The following is a 20,459-nucleotide window of genomic DNA, read 5'->3' as shown; positions in this document are numbered from 1 at the left end:
CAGACTCTTAATTTCACTGTAACCACAGGGGGCATTATTCTATGTTATATTGGTCCTTGTCAACACGAAAGGAGGCAACATTGATGAGAAAATTTTTAGTGTCAGTAGGTTTTGTTGCAACTAGCTTCTTTATTGTGCTACCACTTTCGGCAGCGGAATATGAAGTAGAAAAAGGAGATAGCTTGTGGAAAATCGCCGAAGAACATAACACATCAGTTGCGGAATTAAAGGAAATTAACGAGCTAGTTTCAGATGTTATTCAAACAAACCAGATTTTGCAGATAGATAAAGAGATTACTTACATTGTAGAAAGAGGAGATTCTTTAAGCAAAATAGCTAAAGAACATAAAGTCACAGTAGGTGATTTGAAAGATTGGAATAACCTTGAAACAGATTTAATAATCATTGGGGAAAGATTAACGATCAAACAACAAGATAAAGGTAAAGAAGAACAACAAGCAGAGGGGAAAGCGGAGAATCAAAAAGAAACTCCTAAAGCTTCCGAACCAAAAGTAGCGAAACAAGCAGCAGCTCAACCAATAGCAGAGAAAAAGCAAGAAACCAAACAAGCTGCTTCCAGTCAAAATGGTGAAACTCTTACAATGACTGCAACAGCCTATACTGCAAAATGTAATGGATGCTCTGGAATAACAGCAACAGGTATTAATTTGTTAGAAAACCCTAACATGAAAGTTATTGCTGTTGATCCTAATGTTATTCCACTAGGAACTAGAGTACATGTAGAAGGTTATGGAGAAGCGATTGCTGGAGATACAGGTGGAGCTATCAATGGTAACAAAATTGATCTTCACGTTCCTACGAAAGATGAAGCATATTCTTGGGGGGGCGTTAGAACAGTGAATGTTACTATTCTAAATTAATAATGTGAGTATAGTAGAACCCTCTTGTAACTAACGAGAGGGTTTTTTTCTTTTTATGAAGAAATTCTATTTATTATTATTAAATAGTAAAAACTGAAATTATAGAATAAGAGTTGCTATTTGGAGTAAAGTATTTTATAATTTTAACAACGTTGTTATTTTGATTTGTTAGCGATTACAAAACTGACTAGGGGGTGTTGAAATTGAAGAAGAAATATGTGCTGATTGGAACCGGTGGACGTGCAGAATTTTATTATGGCGCGATAGTGAGCGATTTTCAGGAAACGTGTGAATTGGTTGCTTTTTCTGATATAAATCAGATAAGACTAGATTATGCCAATAAATTGTTACAAGATAAATATGGTGTAGCGGCGATCAATACCTATACAGCAGACCGCTTTGATGAAATGATAGAAACAGAGAAACCAGATATTGTAATCGTAACCTCTGTGGATCGCACCCATCATCGTTACATTATTCGAGCAATGGAACTAGGGTGTGATGTCATTACTGAAAAACCGATGACAATAGATGCCGAAAAAACACAAGCAATTATTGATGCGATTGAAAGAACTGGTCAAAGTGTTCGTGTAACCTTTAATTATCGCTATGCACCACATAATACAAAAATCCGGGAACTGATTCGTGATGGTGTGATTGGCCAGGTCAATTCTGTTCATTTTGAATGGGCATTAGACACACAGCATGGGGGGGCAGATTATTTCCGACGTTGGCATCGTGATAAACGAAACAGCGGTGGTTTGTTAGTGCATAAATCAACCCATCATTTTGATTTGGTTAATTTTTGGCTGGATACAGAGCCGGATGTTGTGTATGCGACAGGTGGTCTTCGCTTTTATGGCAGAGAAAACGCTGAGGAACGCGGGGGGGTTACCGACTTTTATGAACGGGCGTATGGTAGCGATTATGCAAAGGAGGATCCCTTTGCTATTGATCTAGAAGCAAATGATCACCTGAAATCGTTGTATCTTGATGCCGAAAAAGAAGATGGATACCATCGTGATCAAAGTGTGTTCAGTGATGGGATTAGCATAGAGGATACACTAGGTGTTAATGTCACCTATAAAAACAAAGCCATTTTAACATATTCCTTAAATGCATATCTGCCATGGGAAGGATTCCAAATTGCGTTTAATGGAACGAAAGGGCGAATTGAAGTTCAGGTTCGTGAACAATCCTACATTAATTCAGGTGGAGAAAAAAGCGACGAAGGTAAATTAGACGAAAAGACCATTCGTGTATTACCGATGTTTGGCGAACCTTACGAAGTAGAAGTAGAAGCAAAAGAAGGAGGCCATGGCGGTGGTGATCCTGACTTATTAAATGATTTATTTGGAGTACCTGCAGAGGATGAATTTAAACGTGCAGCTTCCCATATCGATGGTGCTGTTTCGATATTAACTGGGATTGCAGGTAATAAGTCTTTAGCAACCGGTCAAGCAGTAAAAGTAGACGAATTAGTGGACTTAAAACGTAAATAAGAATAAAAGCTGTTGAGTGCAGGCTCAACAGCTTTTATATTTCTTCTATTATTCTTGCTCCATTTTGATTATATCATTTTTTGCGGAGTGACTACTACTTGTATAACCAAACAGAGTGAAGCCGGTGATTAACAGAAGAAATACTATTACTAATAACTTTCTCATAGGTTAACCCTCCTGTTTGTAAATCCAACTTATATTGTATATTATATTCGTAATCATAACTATGTAATTTCTGTGTAAAATAACATAAAGGAAGGAACGGAGGTAAACATGTGGAAACTAACTTGCAGGAAGCAGCAGTAATCAGGATAGAATCGATTGGAGAAGGATCAAGAGTTTGCCTGGATTTTGTCGACCATCTCGAGCCTACAGAGGGAATATTATTAGGAAATACTGGACATGGTTATCTATTTGTTTTAGCGGAAAATCGTACCACAGATACGTATCCCGCAAGACCTTTTCGAATAAATAGTGGTGCCATTCATCATTATGTAGTAAGAGAAGAAGGAAAGACAGCCTATTTAGCGGAATTAAAACCAGGTGACAAGTTAACGGTGATTAATGGAAAAGGGGGGGGAACCCGCCAGGTTGCGCTCGGAAGAGTGAAAATCGAGAAGCGCCCGTTAATGCGGGTGGTTACACGAGTAGCAAATAACGAAGTATCTGCAACCCTCCAGGAAGCAGATAGTGTCCACCTTTTAACCCCCAGAGCATAAGGAAAAACAAGCGATATCACTGGTAGAAGGGGGGGATCGTGTTTTGGTGCAGGTCGATCAACCAGGTCGTCATCTGGGCGAAAAAATAGAGGAGGAAATAATTGAATATTAGTGATTTAAGAATTTTCGGAAAACTTAATTGAAATTTATTGACAAAAGAGAGCGAGCGTACTATGATAGTAACAACATTTAAATAATATGGCATTGAAGAAGAGAAGTAACTTATTTTCCGCACAAAAGAGAGCTGATGGTTGGTGTGAATCAGTGTGCAACATAAGTGAATGGACTTCTGAGCCCCCAAACCGAACGTTTATCCAGTAGGCTTTGGCGAGAGATCCACTCGTTGCAAACGGATCGTGTTAAGTGAACAATACTTGATGCGACAAGAGAGCTGTTTCAACAGCTAACAAAGGTGGTACCACGGGTTTCCTCGTCCTTTTCGGATGTGGAAACCCTTTTTATATATATGAAAGTATTCGAAGTGACGAGTAACTTTGAAAAAATGGCTGCTAAATTACTAAAAGAGACGTATAAAAAAATCAATGAGAAGGATTAGTACAATTGCCCCCCTGTATAACAGAGAACCGGAGAAGCTGCGAACCCGGTATACACGGAAATTGGAATGGACCTTTGAGAGTGCTCTGGAATGAATAGTACAGAGCAACGACTTATCCTCGTTAGCGGATCAATCAAGCGGAAGACTATTAAAGAAATAGTCCTTCAAATAGAGGTGGCACCGCGGTAAACCAACCGTCCCTATATATATTACGATATATGTATAGGGACGGTTTTTCATCGTTTTTAATAAAAAAATCGTTTTAAAAGGAGTCGAAATACATGGTCAATTATAAAAGCAAGGCATTAAATGGAGATACTATTACACCAATATCCGTATTTAATAGAATTCAAGGCAAAAGGAAGTTCTTATTAGAAAGCTCTGTCAGTCATGGAGAAAAGGGCAGATTTTCGTTTATCGGACTAAATCCATATAAGGAAATCATCGGAACGGAAATAGAAACAAAAATTATTAATCATAGCACTGGAACCAACGAAACGGTGCAAAAAAACCACTGGAAATCGTGAAAGCACTTATTCCTAATGAAGCATTGCCATTACCATATGCTTTTTATGGTGGAGCGATAGGTTACATTGGGTATGACGCCATTCGACAGTATGAATACATTGGTGATCAGCTAGAAGATGAGATTGATATGCCAGAGGTCCATATGATGTTTTACCAGGATGTCATCGTGTTTGATCATATGAATCAAAAAATCACGATGATGACCATCAATTTAGACGGGACCAGAGATGATGATACATTAGAAACTGATTTATATCAGCTTCAAAAGCAAATTTGGACACCAGAAACAACGATGTCAAATGAAGAATTAGATGTCAGCTTTTCACCTTCAATTGAGAAGGAAAATTTCCTCAATATGGTGGAAACGGCAAAACAACATATTATCGATGGCGACATTTTTCAAGTTGTCTTATCACAACGAATGAAAGCAAGTTTTGATGCAGATCCATTCACCTTTTACCGCAGATTGAGAGTGGCAAATCCGTCACCATACATGTATTTTATCGACTTTGACGATTACATTGTGGTAGGTGCTTCACCGGAAAGTTTAATTAAAACCACTGGCAGTCATGTTGTGACAAACCCGATTGCAGGTACGAGACCAAGAGGCATGACAGAAGCGATAGATCAGCAGCTTGCAAGTGAGTTATTAGCGGATGAAAAGGAGTTAGCAGAACACAAAATGTTAGTTGATTTAAGTCGTAATGATTTAGGACGTGTCTGTGAGATTGGCTCGATTACGATTCCAAAATATATGACGATTGAACGATATCAGCATGTGATGCACATTGTTTCCGAGGTGCATGGAGAATTAACGAAAGATTATACAGGATTAGATGCATTAGTGTCCACCTTACCAGCAGGAACGGTTTCAGGTGCACCAAAAATCCGTGCCATGCAGATTATAAATGACCTTGAAGACAAGAAGCGTGGTGTTTATGCAGGTGCAGTAGGTTACATTAATATGAACGGGGGGATCTTGATTTAGCGCTTGCGATCCGAACGATGGTGATTAAAGGCCAAACCGCATACGTGCAGGCAGGAGCAGGCATTGTCTATGACTCAGATCCGGAATCAGAATACCAGGAAACGTTAAATAAAGCGAAATCGCTATTGGAGGTTAGTAAAAAATGATTCTCTTAATCGATAATTATGATTCGTTCACCTATAACTTATTTCAATACATTTCTGAGCTAGGAAAGCAAGTCGAGGTCGTTAGAATGATAAAATTACATTAGATGAGATTAGACAAAGAGCTCCTGAAGCAATTATTCTTTCACCAGGACCGGGAACGCCTGATGAGGCAGGGATTTGCGTCGATGTAGTCAAACACTTGGCAAGTGAATTTCCGATATTAGGGATTTGCCTCGGTCATCAGGCAATTGGTGCCGCATATGGAGCAACAGTTGCCCATGCAAAACAGATTAAACACGGCAAAACATCGATGATCCGTCATCAAAATGATGAGATTTTTAACTATTTGGAACAACCATTAGAAGTCATGCGTTACCACTCACTTGTCATTGATAAGAACACAATTCCCGACCCGCTGTTGGTAACAGCTACAGCAATGGATGACCTTGAAATTATGGCTGTAAAACATACGTATTTACCAGTTTACGGCCTGCAATTCCATCCAGAATCCATCGGAACTCGAAAAGGAAAACAATTATTGAACAATTTCTTTGAAGCGATCAGAAAGGGGGGGCAAAAAGCATGAAAACATTTTTAAAAAAAGTCATGGAAAAAGAGAATTTAACCTTAACGGAAATGGAAGAAGCAGCAAGAATGATTTTTGCAGAAGAAACAAGTGATATTGCGATTGGCGCATTTTTGTCAGCACTAAAGACCAAGGGAGAAACCGTTGATGAAATTACCGGACTTGTTAACGTATTGTTAAAAATATCGCCACTGGCATTGCCTGATGATCTAACAGATGCCATGGATAACTGTGGGACGGGAGGAGATGACTCGCAAAGCTTTAATGTCAGTACAACGTCTGCTTTTGTGATTGCTGGTGCGGGTATTACTGTAGCAAAACATGGAAATCGCAGTATTTCGAGTAAAACAGGTAGTGCGGATGTATTAGAACATCTTGGTGTTCCGTTAGAATTCACTCGTCCTGAAACATATGAAATTTTAAAACAGAACGGTATTGCCTTTTTGTTTGCACCAAATGTTCATCCAGTCATGAAGCGCGTAATGAAGGTGAGAAAAGAATTAAGTGTGCCGACTATCTTTAATGTAATTGGACCATTAACAAATCCTGTCCAGTTAACCTCACAATTGATGGGGACCTATCGTCGTGATTCATTAGAAACAATGGCAAGTGTTTTGCATAAATTAGGGCGAAAGCGAGCATTGATTGTCAATGGCGCCGGATATATGGACGAAGCTCTTTAGCTGGAGAGAATCATTTGGTATTATTAGATCGTGGCGACATTATGAAATTCACCCTACATCCTGAAGAGGTTAACTTGCCGGTTGTAGAAAATGAGTTAATTAGAGGTGGCGACTCCAAGGAAAATGCCGAGATTTTGCGCAACGTATTAGAAGGAAAGAAAGGTCCGCATCGTGACACGGTTTTATTAAATGCAGGGTTAGGCATTTTGCTAATGGCAAAGCAGATACTGTGCAAAAAGGGGGGGTCGAATTAGCGCTTGAGTCAATTGACTCCGGTGCGGCATTAGCAAAATTAGACAACCTTATTACGATAAGCAATAAAATGAAGCAAGAGGTGTAACATGACAATTCTGGATAAAATTTTAGCCGAAAAGAAAAAAGAAGTATTAACGTTAAAGGAACAATATCAGCCTGGCTCGATTCAAACGAAACGAGTAAATATCTCGCTATATGACACATTTATGAAAGCTGATAAGATGAATATTATTGCCGAGATGAAGCGTGCCTCCCCATCAAAAGGGTTAATAAATGATGGAGTAGAACCAGCCGAACAAGGTAAAATATATGAGAAGTGTGGCGCAGGAGCCATTTCCGTCTTAACCGACTATCCTTTTTTCAGGGGAAAATAGAGGATATGCAAGCTGTCAGGGAAATAGTCGACATACCAGTATTGAACAAAGACTTTATCATCGACAAAATTCAAATTGAACGGGCATATGATGCTGGAGCGAACCTGATTCTGTTAATTGCTGCGGCACTGCCGGAAAAAAAGTTAAGGGAACTATATAAATATGCTTCTGATAAAGGTTTAGAAATTTTGTTTGAAGTGCATAACGAAGAAGAATTAGCAGTTGCTCAACGAATTGGGGCAACGATCATCGGGGTTAACAACCGTGATCTTAAAAGCTTTGAAGTGGACTTAGCTATCACGGAGCATCTTGCCGCTAAAATTGATACCACCAAAACCCTTTTAATTAGTGAAAGTGGTATGAAGGAAAGAGCGGATGTCGAAAGAGTACAGAAGGCAGGGGCAAAAGGAATCCTTGTCGGAGAAACCATGATGCGCTCGGTTAATTTGAAGGAAACCTTTGATATTTTAAGAGTGCCGTTAGGAGAATCATAATGGTTCAGGTAAAAATTTGTGGATTAAAAAATAAAGAGGCTATAGAAGCTGCCGCAAATAACGGAGCAGATTTTATCGGCTTTGTATTTGCCAAAAGCAAGCGAAGAGTGACGAAGGACGAAGCAACAAAGTTAGCTCAATACGTGCCAGACCATGTCAAAAAAGTTGGCGTTTTTGTCAATGAAACCAGCGAGAACATTCAAGCTATTGCTCGTGAGGTAGGATTGGATTATATTCAGCTGCACGGGGATGAAACACCAGAATTTTGCAAGGAACTAGGCTTGCCGGTGATCAAGGCATTTGAAGTGAAAGAGGCAAGTGATCTTGATAAAATCTCTGCCTATGATTGTGCCTACTATTTATTAGATAGCCCCGCAGGTAAATATCGCGGAGGAAGCGGAGAAACGTTTGACTGGTCGATAGTAAAAGAATATGACTTTTTATCAAAAAAAATCCTGCTTGCTGGTGGCTTGCGTGCAGATAATATTCAGAAAGCAATCGCGGAAGTAGCTCCTGCAGGTGTCGATGTCTCTAGTGGTGTGGAGACAGATGGTGAAAAAGATTTAGAAAAAATACAAGCATTTTTATATGCAGCAAAGAAAGGTGATAGCAATGGCAAGATATCAACAACCAGATGAAACCGGGCATTACGGAGAATATGGTGGACGTTTTGTGCCAGAAACACTGATGCCAGCCGTGTTGGAATTAGAAAAAGCCTATAAAGATGCTATTCAAGATGAAGACTTTTTAACGGAATTTGATTATTATTTAAAAGAATATGTCGGACGGGAAACACCACTTTATTATGCGGAACGTTTCTCAAAAAAATTAGGTGGACCACGGATATATTTAAAACGGGAAGATTTGAATCATACAGGCGCACACAAAATTAACAATGCCTTAGGTCAGGCATTGCTTACCGTCCGTATGGGCAAGAAAAAGGTAGTAGCAGAAACCGGTGCGGGCCAACATGGTGTGGCTACAGCAACCGTTTGTGCCTTGCTCGGATTGGAATGTGTTATTTTCATGGGCAAAGAAGATGTCCGTCGTCAAAAACTAAACGTTTTCCGTATGGAATTATTAGGTGCACGGGTGGAAAGTGTCGATCAGGGAAGTGGAACATTAAAAGATGCTGTTAACGAAGCATTGCGTTATTGGGTAAGTCATGTAGGGGGGGATACACATTATATCATCGGTTCTGTTGTCGGACCACATCCATTCCCGCAAATTGTCCGGGATTTCCAAAGTATGATTGGTTCTGAAACAAAAAAACAAATACAGCAGAAAGAAGGTCGTTTACCAGATGCAGTCGTTGCTTGTATCGGTGGCGGCAGCAACTCAATGGGAATGTTTTATCCGTTTGTGGAAGATGAAGACGTGCGGTTATATGGAGTAGAAGCAGGCGGAAAAGGTGTCGATACCAACCAGCATGCTGTGACCCTAAGTTATGGAAAAAAGGAGTTCTCCATGGTACGATGACCTACCTTTTACAAGATGACAATGGACAAATTCAAGAAGCCCACTCGATATCAGCAGGTTTGGATTACCCTGGTGTAGGACCTGAGCATAGCCATCTTCGTGATATCGGCCGTGTTAAATATGTCAATATTACCGATGAAGAGGCGTTAACAGGGTTACAGGAATTATCAAGAGTGGAAGGAATTATTCCTGCCCTTGAAAGCGCACATGCTATAGCATATGCAACGAAATTAGCAAAAGAAATGAAAGAAGATGAAATAATGGTCATCTGTTTATCCGGTCGTGGTGATAAAGATGTGGAATCGGTACGAGATGCATTAGGCGGTGAAGTGAATGGGTAAAGCAAAATTAGATCAGGCATTCCGTGAAGTATTAGAACGAGGCGATAAAGCCTTTGTTCCATATATCATGGCTGGTGATGGCGGATTGGATCAATTAGATGAGCAGTTAACCTTTTTGGCAGAAGCGGGAGCCACTGTTGTAGAACTGGGAATAGCTTTTTCTGATCCCGTGGCAGATGGGCCAACGATTCAGGAAGCAGGACTTCGGGCACTGGCAAATGGGGGGGTTTCATTACGTGCTGTCTTAGAAAAGCTGAAGGAGAACAAAGATAGGCGTACGATTCCTATTGTTTTAATGACATACATTAATCCGATTCATACGTATGGTGTGGAAGCATTCGCTGAAAGTTGTAAGGAAGCTGGAGTAGACGGATTAATTATTCCCGATTTGCCATTAGAGGAAGAAGGAATCATTGTTCCGACATTACAAAAGAATGAGATAGCATTGATTCGCCTGGCTGCACTGACAAGTACCGAAGAACGTATAACAGAAATCGCAAAACGAACAGAAGGCTTTCTATATGCTGTAACCGTAACAGGAACGACCGGTGCACGTGCATCATTCCAAGAGAACCTGGGTACATATTTAGCTTCTTTAAAAGAAAAAAGTAATGTTCCCGTACTAGCAGGATTTGGTGTCTCAACCCCGAATCATGTACGTTCACTAACAGAACACTGCGATGGAGTGATAGTTGGAAGTAAAATTGTCGATGCATTGCATAAAGGAGACCGGAATATAATTAAGGAATTAATTGCATCCGCCCGCCAATAAAAAAGTCGCTTGAGAGTGGTTTACTCTCAAGCGCTTTTTTATGCAAATAAATTCCGGAAGATGCAAATAAACTTCACAATTGGATATATATATAACTTAATTTTTGTGTATTATTCTTATAAAAAAAGCTACCTCAATAAAGGTAGCTTCCATACATTATGCATACATTGCAGAAATTTGTTTTTGTAATTTTCGATCTGCCACATACTCATCATAACTAACTTCTTTATCGACTATTCCCTTTGGCGTAATTTCGATAAGTCGATTTGCAATACTATTCACAAACTGGTGATCGTGTGATGTGAATAAAATCGAACCTTTAAACTTAATTAATCCGTTATTAACAGAAGTAATTGACTCTAAATCTAAGTGATTCGTAGGTTCTTCAAGTACTAATACATTCGCATTACTTAACATCATTTTTGACAGCATACAGCGAACCTTTTCTCCACCAGATAAGACGCTGGCTTTCTTTAATGCCTCTTCGCCAGAAAATAACATACGGCCAAGGAAACCACGTAAAAAAGTTTCAGTTTGATCATCTGGAGAATATTGACGAAGCCATTCTACCAAGGACATATTGTTACCTTCAAAGAATTTGGAGTTATCCTTAGGGAAGTAGGATTGAGTGGTTGTTACCCCCCATGAATAGGTTCCTTCATCAGCATCCATTTCTCCCATTAAAATATCAAATAGAACAGATTTAGCTTGTTCATGTGGGCCAACAAAAGCAACCTTATCATACGGATTTAATGTAAAGCTTACATTATCTAATAATTTTATACCATCAATTGTTTTAGATAGACCATTAACACGCAAAAGGTCATTGCCAATTTCGCGACTTGGTTGAAACGCTACATATGGATAGCGACGAGAGGATGGTTTTATATCATCTAATGAAATATTTTCTAACATTTTCTTACGAGAAGTCGCTTGTTTCGATTTTGATGCATTCGCACTAAATCTTGCAATAAAGTCTTGCAATTCCTTCATCTTTTCTTCTTTTTTCTTATTTTGATCTTTAGCCATCTGCAGGGCTAATTGACTGGATTCGTACCAGAAATCATAGTTTCCGACATATAACTCAATTTTTCCGTAATCCACGTCTGCAATATGTGTACATACTTTATTCAAAAAGTGACGATCGTGAGAAACAACAATCACCGTATTATCAAAATTAATCAGGAATTCTTCTAACCATTGAATTGCATGAATGTCCAGATGGTTGGTAGGCTCATCAAGTAGCAAAATATCTGGATTTCCAAACAATGCTTGTGCTAATAGAACTTTTACCTTCTCAGAACCTGAAAGGTCGGCCATTTTTTTCGAATGCAGAGCTTCATTAATACCAAGTCCCTTTAATAAAACAGCGGCGTCTGATTCAGCTTCCCACCCATTCATTTCGGCAAACTCCCCCCCTTCTAGCTCAGCAGCACGCATGCCATCTTCTTCTGTGAAATCACTTTTAGCATAAACGACGTCTTTTTCCTGCATGACTTCATATAGACGAGTGTGTCCCATTATTACTGTTGTCAATACATCATGTTCTTCAAAGGCGAAGTGATCCTGTTTTAATACGGCGAGCCGTTCATCTTTACCAAGAGAAATATTACCAGTTTGTGGTTCGATTTCACCTGATAGTATTTTAAGAAATGTCGATTTACCAGCACCATTCGCACCGATTAATCCGTAACAATTTCCAGCTATAAACTTAATATTAACATCTTCAAACAATTTTTGGTCACCAAAACGTAAACTTACATTTGTCGCTTGTAGCATATCTTCATAATTCCTCCATTATCTCATATCATAACGTAAGCTTAAGCGATTTTTGGTGGGAAGTCAATTATCTAAGATAATGTTATTTTGTTATAATAGATACAAGTAATAAAAAAATAGCACAAGGGGGGGGATAATTGTGAGAGTGCTGATTGTGGAAGATGACCAATTAGTTAGGAAAGGGCTTATATCAGCGATGCATGGGATGAATTCTATATGGAAGTGGTAGGAGAAGCAAGTAATGGCCAAAAGGCATTAGAGTTCTTAAAAGATAATCATGTTGATCTAGTGCTCACTGATTTAAATATGCCTAAAATGTCCGGCTTAGAGTTTATGCGAATTGCAAAAGTAGAATATCCGCATATATTTATTGCGGTCCTAACCTTACATCAAGACTTTGAATATATACAAGAGGCACTGCGTTTAGGGGGGGCAATTGACTTTATAACTAAAATTGAATTAGAAAAAGAAAAATTTCAAGATGTACTTGCAAGAGTCCACCGAAGAATACAAAATGAACTACCAAAAAGACAATCAGTAGCTGATGAAATCATAACTACTGAATCGATCTTTTGTTTGTATGCATTTTATAAAAACACCTCAAAGAGTTGGATGAGTAATGAAAAATTAGGTTGTGACATAAAACAAATTGATGAGCAAATGTGGTTATGTCTTCCGTTGGAGAATAATCATATACTAGAAACTTTAAAAGAAGAGGTGAAAAAACGATCAGGATGGAATCTGCTTATCATTAATAATTTGAAGGAATTGCATTATAAAGTGATAAGTAAACTATTAGTAAAATATAAAGCATATTTTATTTTTTATAAGATTAACAAGAGAGATAAGATTTATTCCATGCCTCTAGAAGAAATTGAACAATTAGCACACCCCCCCACTTCAGTGCAATTTAATAATATTCGAAAGGAAATTAATAATCTTGGATGGATAAAGGATCAAGATAACTTTAAATCGTTTCTAAATACATTGTATAAACAAAAATTCTCAAAAGAGGATCTGTATGGACTAGCTATAGAATTAATAGAAGAATGGAACCACAAGTATGGAAGGATTAGTGCCTTTAAAGTGGAGGAGCCTAGTTTATTTCAGTATTGGGAAGAGGTTGAAGAATGGTTAGACAGTTTTAGAGAACAAGTTACATTTAGTCAAAATTCTCAATACTCCCCCCCAGATATCCTGAAAAGTATGTGGGAAGCTATTCGATATATTCAAAATCATTTAGAGGAGAGTATTACAGCTGAGTATATGGCGAAATATGTAAACATGAGCAGAAGTTATTTCAATCGTTGTTTTAAAGAAATTACTGGCGTACCATTCCATCAATATTTACGTGATATTCGAATGGAAAAGGCAAAGGAACTATTAATAACTAGTAATGAACCGATCCAGCGAATTGCGGAACACATTGGATATATAGATGAAAAATATTTCAGTAGATTGTTTAAGACCGTTACAGGTGAGTTACCAAGTTCCTTTCGTAAAAGAAAAGCAGATAGATAACTGGCTTTTTTAAGTTAGATAGATGAATTATATAATCATTTGAAAAAAAGATATAAAACCAAATGTCCCCCCCCTTGTTTAAGTAATCACTCTAATATGTAAACGCTTTAAACATGATAACATTTTACTTGTAAAGCGGTTACGAAAATGAAAGGAGTGAATAGCAAGGGGGCTTTATTGTGGAATATAAATAAGATTTCAAAATGCTTAATTTTCGTAAGATCCCCGGAAGTCATACTTTATAGTAAATTTTTTGAAGGAGGTAATAAAATGAGAAAGTGGAGTTTATCTTTATTATTCATATTAACCTTATTAGTGTTAGCTGCCTGTGGTGATGACTCTTCATCAGATGATAACAATAATGATGATTCATCAGCAGATTCTGAGCAAAAGGTGGTAAAGGTTTGGTTTGGACGTGAAGACTTTATACCAGCAGATAATTTTGAACGTTTTCATGAAAATCATCCAGATATTAAAGTGGAGGCAGATGTCGTCCCACTTGAACAGGCGGTTTCAGACTTTATGAGAAATCAAGGAGCAGGCAATGCACCTGATATTGTGCAAGTCTTCCATGATAATGTTGGTACTATGGTTTCACAAGGTTCTTTAATGGATATTTCAGAATATGTGGATCAGTGGGAAACAGATGACCCTGAATCATTTAATAAAATCTTGGGTCAAGCATGGGATATTGCTAGTTGGGATGACAAAGTTTACGGTATGGGCATTCATGTAGGACCATATTGGCATGTTTATCGTAAGGACTGGTTTGATGAAGCAGGTTTGGAAATTCCAGAGACATATGATCAATTGTTAGATGCAGCTAGAACCTTAGACACGGAAGAACATGAAGGATATGCACTGGTTGGTGGTCGTGAACATCCTGCATGGTGGTTTAGTTCTTTATTTATCTCAATGGGTGGCGAATACTCAGATACTGGGTTACCTCAACTGGATTCAGAGGCAGGTCGTTACTTGATTGAATTTTATCAAACATTAATGCGTGAGGAGCTAATAGATCCAAGTGCTATATCTTGGTCTTCTGGTGAAATGCGCGGAGCTTTATTGGAGGAAACGCAGCAATGGCACCAATCGGAGATAATATTTTCCCGCTTATACAAGAAGAAATGACTTATGGTGAAGAATGGACTGCAGCTCCACAACCTAAGAGACCAGGAGCGGAAAGTAATGTTCATGAACTTTGGGGGGGTTGGCCGATGATGGTAAGCTCTAAGACGGAACATCCTGAAGCAGTAATGGAGGTTCTTAAATATCTTAGTGATACTGAAATTGTAAGTGAAGTGGCAAAACGTTATCAACCGACAACAAATAGCGAAGTGATGCAAAGTGAAGAATATGTAGAAGCAAAACCTTGGGCAGCAGACTTTGAAGAGGCTTTCTCAAATACAATTATTATGCCTTCACATATTAAACAAGGAGAGGTTATGAATATCCTAGTTGATGCTCAACAAGAAGCACTTCAAAACACAGAAAGAGATCCAGCAGAAATTGCTGCAGAGTTTCAGGAAAAACTTAATGAGTTAGAATAATTGAAATCATGATAGTAAGGAGAAGGCGTCTTCTCCTTACTAAACTAATGATTTTATGATCTTGGGGGGGAGGTATATTATGACTACTAGAGCGGAAACAAATCAAGTTCTTCAAAAGAAATCTAAATTAAGAAAAAAACAATACCATATCTATTAGTTTTCCCAGCTGTTCTATTTGTGATAGGGGGTGTTGGGATATGCTATTATAGCAGGCTTATTGATGTCGTTATATGATATTAGACTTTCGTTTGGAGCAGCTCCATTTATTGGCTTAGAAAATTATCTTTATCTTTTTACAGACGAGGTTTTTTTAAACTCTTTAATTATTTCTTTAGTGTTTGTATTTGGAAGTGTTGTTTTAGGACTTGTACTAGCACTAAGTTTCGCCTTAAGTCTTTATAAATGCAAAAGAACAGGGAATTTCTATAAAGCGTTGTCATTAGTTCCATATTTAATATCAGGTATTGCGACTGCGATTATGTTCCGGTTTTTATTTAGTGGAGATGTAGGGTTAATCAATATGATCCTCTCTACATTAGGTATTGATACAATCAATTTTCTAGCTGAACCTTTATGGGCTTTATTGATTTGTATATTGGCAAATGTATGGTTTGTTTGCCCGTTTGCAACGTTAGTTTTATTATCAGGTATTCAAAGTGTTGATCCTGAATTATTTGATTCAGCAAAAATTGACGGAGCACATAGATTCCACATTTTAAGAAAAATTATTCTGCCTTTAATCGCTCCAATGATGGGTATTAGTTTGATTTGGTTAAGTTTTGCTAGTTTCAATATGTTTGATGTTATTTTACCTTTAACAAACGGTGGTCCAGGAAGAACTACAGAAGTGATGGCACTTTATATGTATAAAGTAGCATTCGGCGAACTACAGTATTCTCTTGGTAGTGCAGTAATGGTAATAATTTTACTTTTCAATGTCATAACAAGTGTTATTTATTTGAAAGTATTTAATGTAAATTATTCAGATTAAAGAATGTATAGGAGGATAAACTATGGCGACGTCTAGCATATTTCATAACATAAGAACATGGTTAAGTAATAGATGGTATTGGGTTCCGTTGTTTGTTTTGTTAATTTGGACAATTACTCCTTTAGTTTGGGCGGTATCAGCTTCATTTAAGGATGCGATGGAAGTTTATCAAACTCCAGTAACACTAATACCAAATCATTTTAATTTAGATAATTATATAAGAGTTTTTGAATATCCTAATTTTTGGCGGTATCTCTTTAATAGTGTATTTTTGGCTATTACCACTACCATTATTGCGGTGGTTATTAGCATATTAGCTGGCTATGCTTTTGCTAGATATGCGTTTCGGTTTCGTCATATATTGTTAATTATAATATTGGTTCCGAGAATTATACCGCGAGCAAGTATCATTGTTCCGTTATTTACTGGAATAGCAGCATTAGGTATGCTAGATAGTTATCTATCTTTGATTTTAACGTATACCGCTACTGCCATCCCGTTAGCTACATGGATATTAGCAGGTTTCTTTAAAGTGATTCCGAAAGCATTAGAGGAAGCAGCTCAGATAGACGGTGCAAAACCATGGCAAATTATTTGGTATGTTGTCATCCCTATCTCATTACCAGCGATTATTACCGTTAGTATTTTCTCATTACGAGAGGCGTGGAATGAATTTCCATTTGTATTAGCGTTTACTTCATCGCAGGAAATGAGAACATTACCATATCAGCTATTTATGCTAAAGGATAGTATGGGAATGCAAGACTGGCCAATGGTACTGGCATTTACGATTGTGACAATCTTACCGTTGCTTATTCTTTATATTATTTTTGAAAACGCGTTGTAAATAACATTTTAAGTGGAGCCGTGAAATAAAAAGAGGTGATTTCATTATGGGCTTTCATGGATTAGCAGGTGCGGTCTATCAAATAACTTTGTGGATCGCGCGCTTTGCTTTTTTAAATATATTATGGGTAATATTCACACTAATCGGATTGATTATATGTGGAGCTTTTCCAGCAACTGTTGCGGCTTATCATGTGAGCAGACAGTGGGTTCAGGGTAAGTCTATCTCTATCTTCAGCGAATATCTTTCGGAGTATAAAAAGTGCTTTATACATGCGAATATATTAGGGTGGTCTACAGCCCCCCCTGTCTTTTTAACCGTTTTACTTGCGCTAAGATTAGCGGTCATTTCTCAGTCGCAATATTCTTCTATTTTTGTAATGATTTTTAGTTTTTTATTTCTGATCATAAGCATATATATTATTTTTCTTTTGCCTGTCTATACTCATTATAATGTCAAACTTGGGGGATGTATATAAATATGCTTTTTATCTTTCATTAAGTTTTCCTCACTATGCTATAATAATGTTGCTTGCATGGGGGAGGAGTTCTACTTGGCTTAATGTATAGTGGCTTTGTCATTTTCTTTTTTGCCAGTATTACTGTGTATATTTTTATGTATGGTTCCCACAAAGCTTTTGTAATGTTAAAACGCAAACAAGAGCTTGTCATAGAGAGGTAAATGGAGGTTTGTTATAGTGAATAAATGGTTGCAAACTATCAGAGGGATGTCACTGCGAAAACGAATTGTTTATTTGTTTTCGATTGCTGCATTTATACCATTTATCAGTTCCGTGTTATTATCTTATAACGCAATATACTCCATTTTAGAAAATAAATTAGAAAGTAGTGCCATTAATACATTGAAGCAAACAGAACTATCATTGTCCCATACAATGGATAATTTAGCCCAGATTTCCCAACAGTTCGTTTATCCTAGTAATACGGCATTGAACTTAAATAGTTATTTGGAAACAGATGATCTAAGTAAAGGTACTGCATTAAACGAAGAAATTCAAACAGAACTGGATTATATAACCTATACGAATGCGGCGGCGGGTTTGGCGGTTTATATTGGCGAAAACGGAGAACAGCTCTATCGTAATATGCTCATTCGTGAGGATTTTACGGTAGAAGAATTACCATTTATCGGGGAGTATAATGACATTTCCTATTATGGTCCTCATATTAGCAATAACCCACTCAATACACAATATGTTATTTCGATTATACGTGACGTTGAATTACCTAATGAGAAAAATGTCACGCTTTATTTAGAATCCAGCTTCAGTATTACAAAAAATATTATAAACATGAGTCAATCAATGAATAATTCCTTTTATTTACTCCTTGATGAAGAGGGACGAATTGCATTTAGTGAGCTTGCTTCCATTTATCCTGTCGATCATAACTTTTATAAAGTTACGTCTACTGCCTCTAAAGGATCCACCAATGGCTTTTATTGGTTTAAGTCAACCAATACGAAAGGGTGGAGTATGGTTTCTCTTATTCCTCAGGCAAAATTTGATCAGGAAAAAAATACGTGGATTAAACAAATGGTCTTTTTAGCTATTGTTTTTGGTGTTTGTAGTTTGTTAATTGCACTGTTAGTTTGGAAAATGGTCTATAAACCTGTAAGAATGTTTGATTCAGAAATTGAAGCAATCTCTAATAATAATTTGACCTTTAAGTCAGAAAAGACTAATATTCCTGAGTTTGACCATTCTTTAAATCAACTGCAAGTTATGAAGCAACAAATTACAGAATTAATATCAGAAGTAGAAATCAAAGAAAAAAAACGAGCAGATTTAGAAATAGAAAAATTACTTCATCAAATCAACCCTCATTTTCTTATGAACACGTTAGATACGGTTCATTGGTTAGCCGTTATTCATAAACAAGAAGAAATTGATAAAATGGTTTCTGCTTTAAATAACTATTATATTATAATTTAAAGCGTTCAGGTAATATATCCACTATTGAGGAAGAATTAGATTCTTTAAAACAGTATTGTACATTACAGGAAATCAGATATGATTTTCAATACCATGTAGATGTTCGAATTGAATCATCTTGGTTAGAAGCTAAAATTCCGAAGTTTGTATTGCAGCCTATTGTTGAAAATTCAATTCATCATGGTCTGGAAGATGGTGGATGTATTAATGTCGTTATCGATCGAATCGAAGATAAATATTTAATGATTAGTATTAAAGACAATGGCCAAGGCTTAACACAACAAGAAATTAATCAAATTTTAAATCAGGAATCCCATCATGCTAATCAAATAGGAATTGGGCTTAATTATGTTAAAACCATGCTGAATTCTTATTTTGAAGGAGATGCGCAATTTAGGATGGAAAGTGAAATGGATATAGGTACAACTGTAACGCTAATAGTCCCAATTATATTAGATTAGAATAGTAGAGGAGAATTGTGTTGAATCCATATTCTAGACATAAAACATACGGTTTTCGCTTCAAAGGTGATTATCAGGAACGTATCGCTGGTCTTCATTCGATTGGTAGGGAATCACAGACTGAACATAGCTATCAATGGAATGGTTTAGAGAGACGTGAAGAAGGACGTATTGTTTTTCAATATACGTTAAATGGTCAGGGTGCGATTCGAATTGGCGAAGAGAATCACACGCTGGCTAGAGGTAAAGCCTTTATGGTAAAGATTCCGAGCGACCATTGTTATTATTTACCGAAACAATCAGACCAGTGGGAATTTGTGTTTATCACGATATATGGAGAAGAAGCATTGTCTCATTTTAATAAGTTAACTAAAAAATTTGGCCAAATTCTCTCCCTGACGAATGATGCAAATCCTATTAAGCATATTTTTCGAATACTTGAGAAAGTAGAAACGATAGGGATTAATCATGGATATGAAGCATCTGCCTATGCGTACACCTTTTTAATGGAAATTATTCAGTACTTAGAATATGAACATCAAACAGAGGAAAATTTGCCAGTAGCCATAGCGAAGGCAATGACATATATAGAAAAAAATTATGCAAAAGATCTAACGTTAGATGATATTATCCAAGTTGCGGGTTTATCAAAATATCATTTTACACGTCTTTTTGCTAAGACCTTAAATGAAACACCCATTCAATATGTAACAAAAATACGGATGCAACACGCTTTAGACCTATTGCAACGTAGTGATTATACAATTGAAGAAATTGCTCGTTCTGTAGGTTATAGTTCTAGTAATTATTTCAGTAAGGTATTCAAAAACTTACTAAACCAAACCCCAAGTCATTATCGTCATAGTAAGTCAATTATGCCGGTGGATCGTCTTTTTATTGATTAGTGAAGGAGGCAATATATTACTCATTTCCTTATTATTTACGATTGCAATCGATATTTAACTTAATTATGATGTAATATAAGGGAGCAATTAAATTCTTGGATGTATAATATTATTACTTAGTGCATTTTCTGAATAAATTCTCGTTCC

General features: G+C 37.2%; 14 protein-coding genes, 6 pseudogenes and 2 other annotated features. Of the genes and pseudogenes, 19 read left to right on the top strand and 1 reads right to left on the bottom strand.

Going from position 1 to position 20,459, the window contains the following annotated elements:
* The first annotated feature begins 83 nt into the window (after positions 1-83).
* The 11 genes and pseudogenes from JCM21714_RS13025 (at position 84) to trpA (ending at position 10,304) form a co-directional block, all read left to right on the top strand.
* Positions 84-881: a LysM peptidoglycan-binding and 3D domain-containing protein gene (locus tag JCM21714_RS13025; RefSeq protein WP_035724938.1), complete on the top strand. Its 798-nt coding sequence runs from the start codon at positions 84-86 to the stop codon at positions 879-881.
* Between the two features lie 203 nt (positions 882-1,084).
* Positions 1,085-2,383 carry a Gfo/Idh/MocA family oxidoreductase gene (locus JCM21714_RS13020; protein WP_035724918.1) on the top strand — a complete coding sequence of 433 codons (1,299 nt, stop codon included), beginning with the start codon at positions 1,085-1,087 and terminating at the stop codon, positions 2,381-2,383.
* 275 nt (positions 2,384-2,658) lie between these two features.
* Positions 2,659-3,102: a 3-dehydroquinate synthase II domain-containing protein gene (locus JCM21714_RS13015; protein WP_268748357.1), complete on the top strand. Its 444-nt coding sequence runs from the start codon at positions 2,659-2,661 to the stop codon at positions 3,100-3,102.
* A 46-nt stretch (positions 3,103-3,148) separates the two neighbouring features.
* Positions 3,149-3,214, top strand: coding sequence for a hypothetical protein (locus JCM21714_RS24325; protein ID WP_369403594.1), 66 nt, complete (start codon positions 3,149-3,151; stop codon positions 3,212-3,214).
* Between the two features lie 83 nt (positions 3,215-3,297).
* Positions 3,298-3,543: a binding site (T-box leader), on the top strand.
* Positions 3,544-3,635: 92 nt separating this feature from the next.
* Positions 3,636-3,863: a binding site (T-box leader), on the top strand.
* Positions 3,864-3,939: 76 nt separating this feature from the next.
* Positions 3,940-5,320, top strand: a pseudogene (gene trpE / locus JCM21714_RS13010) (anthranilate synthase component I).
* A pseudogene (locus JCM21714_RS13005) lies at positions 5,317-5,906 on the top strand (anthranilate synthase component II). The pseudogenes trpE and JCM21714_RS13005 overlap by 4 nt, the downstream one beginning before the upstream one ends.
* A pseudogene (trpD, locus tag JCM21714_RS13000) lies at positions 5,903-6,929 on the top strand (anthranilate phosphoribosyltransferase). Before JCM21714_RS13005 ends, trpD begins: the two co-directional pseudogenes overlap by 4 nt.
* A gap of 1 nt (position 6,930) precedes the next feature.
* Positions 6,931-7,712 (top strand): annotated as a pseudogene (gene trpC, locus JCM21714_RS12995) (indole-3-glycerol phosphate synthase TrpC).
* Entirely contained in the window at positions 7,712-8,350 is a 639-nt protein-coding gene (locus tag JCM21714_RS12990) for a phosphoribosylanthranilate isomerase (protein WP_035724917.1), read from the top strand. The pseudogene trpC and the gene JCM21714_RS12990 overlap by 1 nt, the downstream one beginning before the upstream one ends.
* Positions 8,325-9,532: pseudogene (gene trpB / locus JCM21714_RS12985) on the top strand (tryptophan synthase subunit beta). The gene JCM21714_RS12990 and the pseudogene trpB overlap by 26 nt, the downstream one beginning before the upstream one ends.
* The gene (gene trpA, locus JCM21714_RS12980) at positions 9,525-10,304 is read left to right on the top strand and encodes a tryptophan synthase subunit alpha (RefSeq protein ID WP_035724916.1); all 780 of its coding nucleotides are present in this window, start codon (positions 9,525-9,527) and stop codon (positions 10,302-10,304) included. The pseudogene trpB and the gene trpA overlap by 8 nt, the downstream one beginning before the upstream one ends.
* Positions 10,305-10,460: 156 nt before the next feature.
* Here the strand turns inward: trpA and JCM21714_RS12975 are convergent, their stop codons facing one another.
* A complete protein-coding gene (locus JCM21714_RS12975) occupies positions 10,461-12,083 on the bottom strand; it encodes an ABC-F family ATP-binding cassette domain-containing protein (protein WP_035724915.1) in 1,623 nt (540 codons plus the stop codon).
* A gap of 216 nt (positions 12,084-12,299) precedes the next feature.
* Here JCM21714_RS12975 and JCM21714_RS12970 point away from each other — a divergent pair, with 216 nt between their 5' ends.
* The 8 genes and pseudogenes from JCM21714_RS12970 to JCM21714_RS12935 all read left to right on the top strand — a co-directional run bounded on the left by JCM21714_RS12970 (position 12,300) and on the right by JCM21714_RS12935 (position 20,312).
* A complete protein-coding gene (locus JCM21714_RS12970) occupies positions 12,300-13,604 on the top strand; it encodes a response regulator transcription factor (RefSeq protein ID WP_035724913.1) in 1,305 nt (434 codons plus the stop codon).
* Between the two features lie 147 nt (positions 13,605-13,751).
* Positions 13,752-15,154, top strand: a pseudogene (locus tag JCM21714_RS24320) (ABC transporter substrate-binding protein).
* 190 nt (positions 15,155-15,344) lie between these two features.
* Positions 15,345-16,145 carry a carbohydrate ABC transporter permease gene (locus JCM21714_RS12955; protein WP_035724904.1) on the top strand — a complete coding sequence of 267 codons (801 nt, stop codon included), beginning with the start codon at positions 15,345-15,347 and terminating at the stop codon, positions 16,143-16,145.
* Between the two features lie 22 nt (positions 16,146-16,167).
* Positions 16,168-16,992 (top strand): carbohydrate ABC transporter permease, encoded by an 825-nt coding sequence (locus JCM21714_RS12950; protein ID WP_035724903.1) that lies wholly within the window; start codon positions 16,168-16,170, stop codon positions 16,990-16,992.
* A gap of 46 nt (positions 16,993-17,038) precedes the next feature.
* A complete protein-coding gene (locus JCM21714_RS24315; RefSeq protein ID WP_052000632.1) occupies positions 17,039-17,470 on the top strand; it encodes a YesL family protein in 432 nt (143 codons plus the stop codon).
* 219 nt (positions 17,471-17,689) lie between these two features.
* The gene (locus tag JCM21714_RS12940; RefSeq protein ID WP_084040791.1) at positions 17,690-18,946 is read left to right on the top strand and encodes a sensor histidine kinase; all 1,257 of its coding nucleotides are present in this window, start codon (positions 17,690-17,692) and stop codon (positions 18,944-18,946) included.
* Between the two features lie 149 nt (positions 18,947-19,095).
* Complete coding sequence (locus tag JCM21714_RS19400; RefSeq protein WP_158413519.1) at positions 19,096-19,407, top strand: sensor histidine kinase; 312 nt, start codon at positions 19,096-19,098, stop codon at positions 19,405-19,407.
* A gap of 17 nt (positions 19,408-19,424) precedes the next feature.
* Positions 19,425-20,312, top strand: coding sequence for an AraC family transcriptional regulator (locus JCM21714_RS12935; protein ID WP_439644475.1), 888 nt, complete (start codon positions 19,425-19,427; stop codon positions 20,310-20,312).
* Positions 20,313-20,459: the final 147 nt, after the last annotated feature.

It is taken from the genome of Gracilibacillus boraciitolerans JCM 21714, from assembly GCF_000521485.1.
Taxonomy (GTDB): Bacteria; Bacillota; Bacilli; order Bacillales; family Amphibacillaceae; genus Gracilibacillus; species Gracilibacillus boraciitolerans.
The sequence above is the reverse complement of the archived record's forward strand: the minus strand, read 5'-3'. Positions and strand labels throughout refer to the sequence as shown.

What these genes read in the sequence shown, in the direction of transcription:
- JCM21714_RS13025 (WP_035724938.1), top strand. Translation starts at nt 84, where the DNA reads ATGAGAAAATTTTTAGTGTCAGTAGGTTTTGTTGCAACTAGCTTCTTT.
- JCM21714_RS12990 (WP_035724917.1), top strand. Translation starts at nt 7,712, where the DNA reads ATGGTTCAGGTAAAAATTTGTGGATTAAAAAATAAAGAGGCTATAGAA.
- trpA (WP_035724916.1), top strand. Translation starts at nt 9,525, where the DNA reads ATGGGTAAAGCAAAATTAGATCAGGCATTCCGTGAAGTATTAGAACGA.
- JCM21714_RS12975 (WP_035724915.1), bottom strand. Translation starts at nt 12,083, where the DNA reads ATGCTACAAGCGACAAATGTAAGTTTACGTTTTGGTGACCAAAAATTG.
- JCM21714_RS12970 (WP_035724913.1), top strand. Translation starts at nt 12,300, where the DNA reads ATGGAAGTGGTAGGAGAAGCAAGTAATGGCCAAAAGGCATTAGAGTTC.
- JCM21714_RS12950 (WP_035724903.1), top strand. Translation starts at nt 16,168, where the DNA reads ATGGCGACGTCTAGCATATTTCATAACATAAGAACATGGTTAAGTAAT.
- JCM21714_RS24315 (WP_052000632.1), top strand. Translation starts at nt 17,039, where the DNA reads ATGGGCTTTCATGGATTAGCAGGTGCGGTCTATCAAATAACTTTGTGG.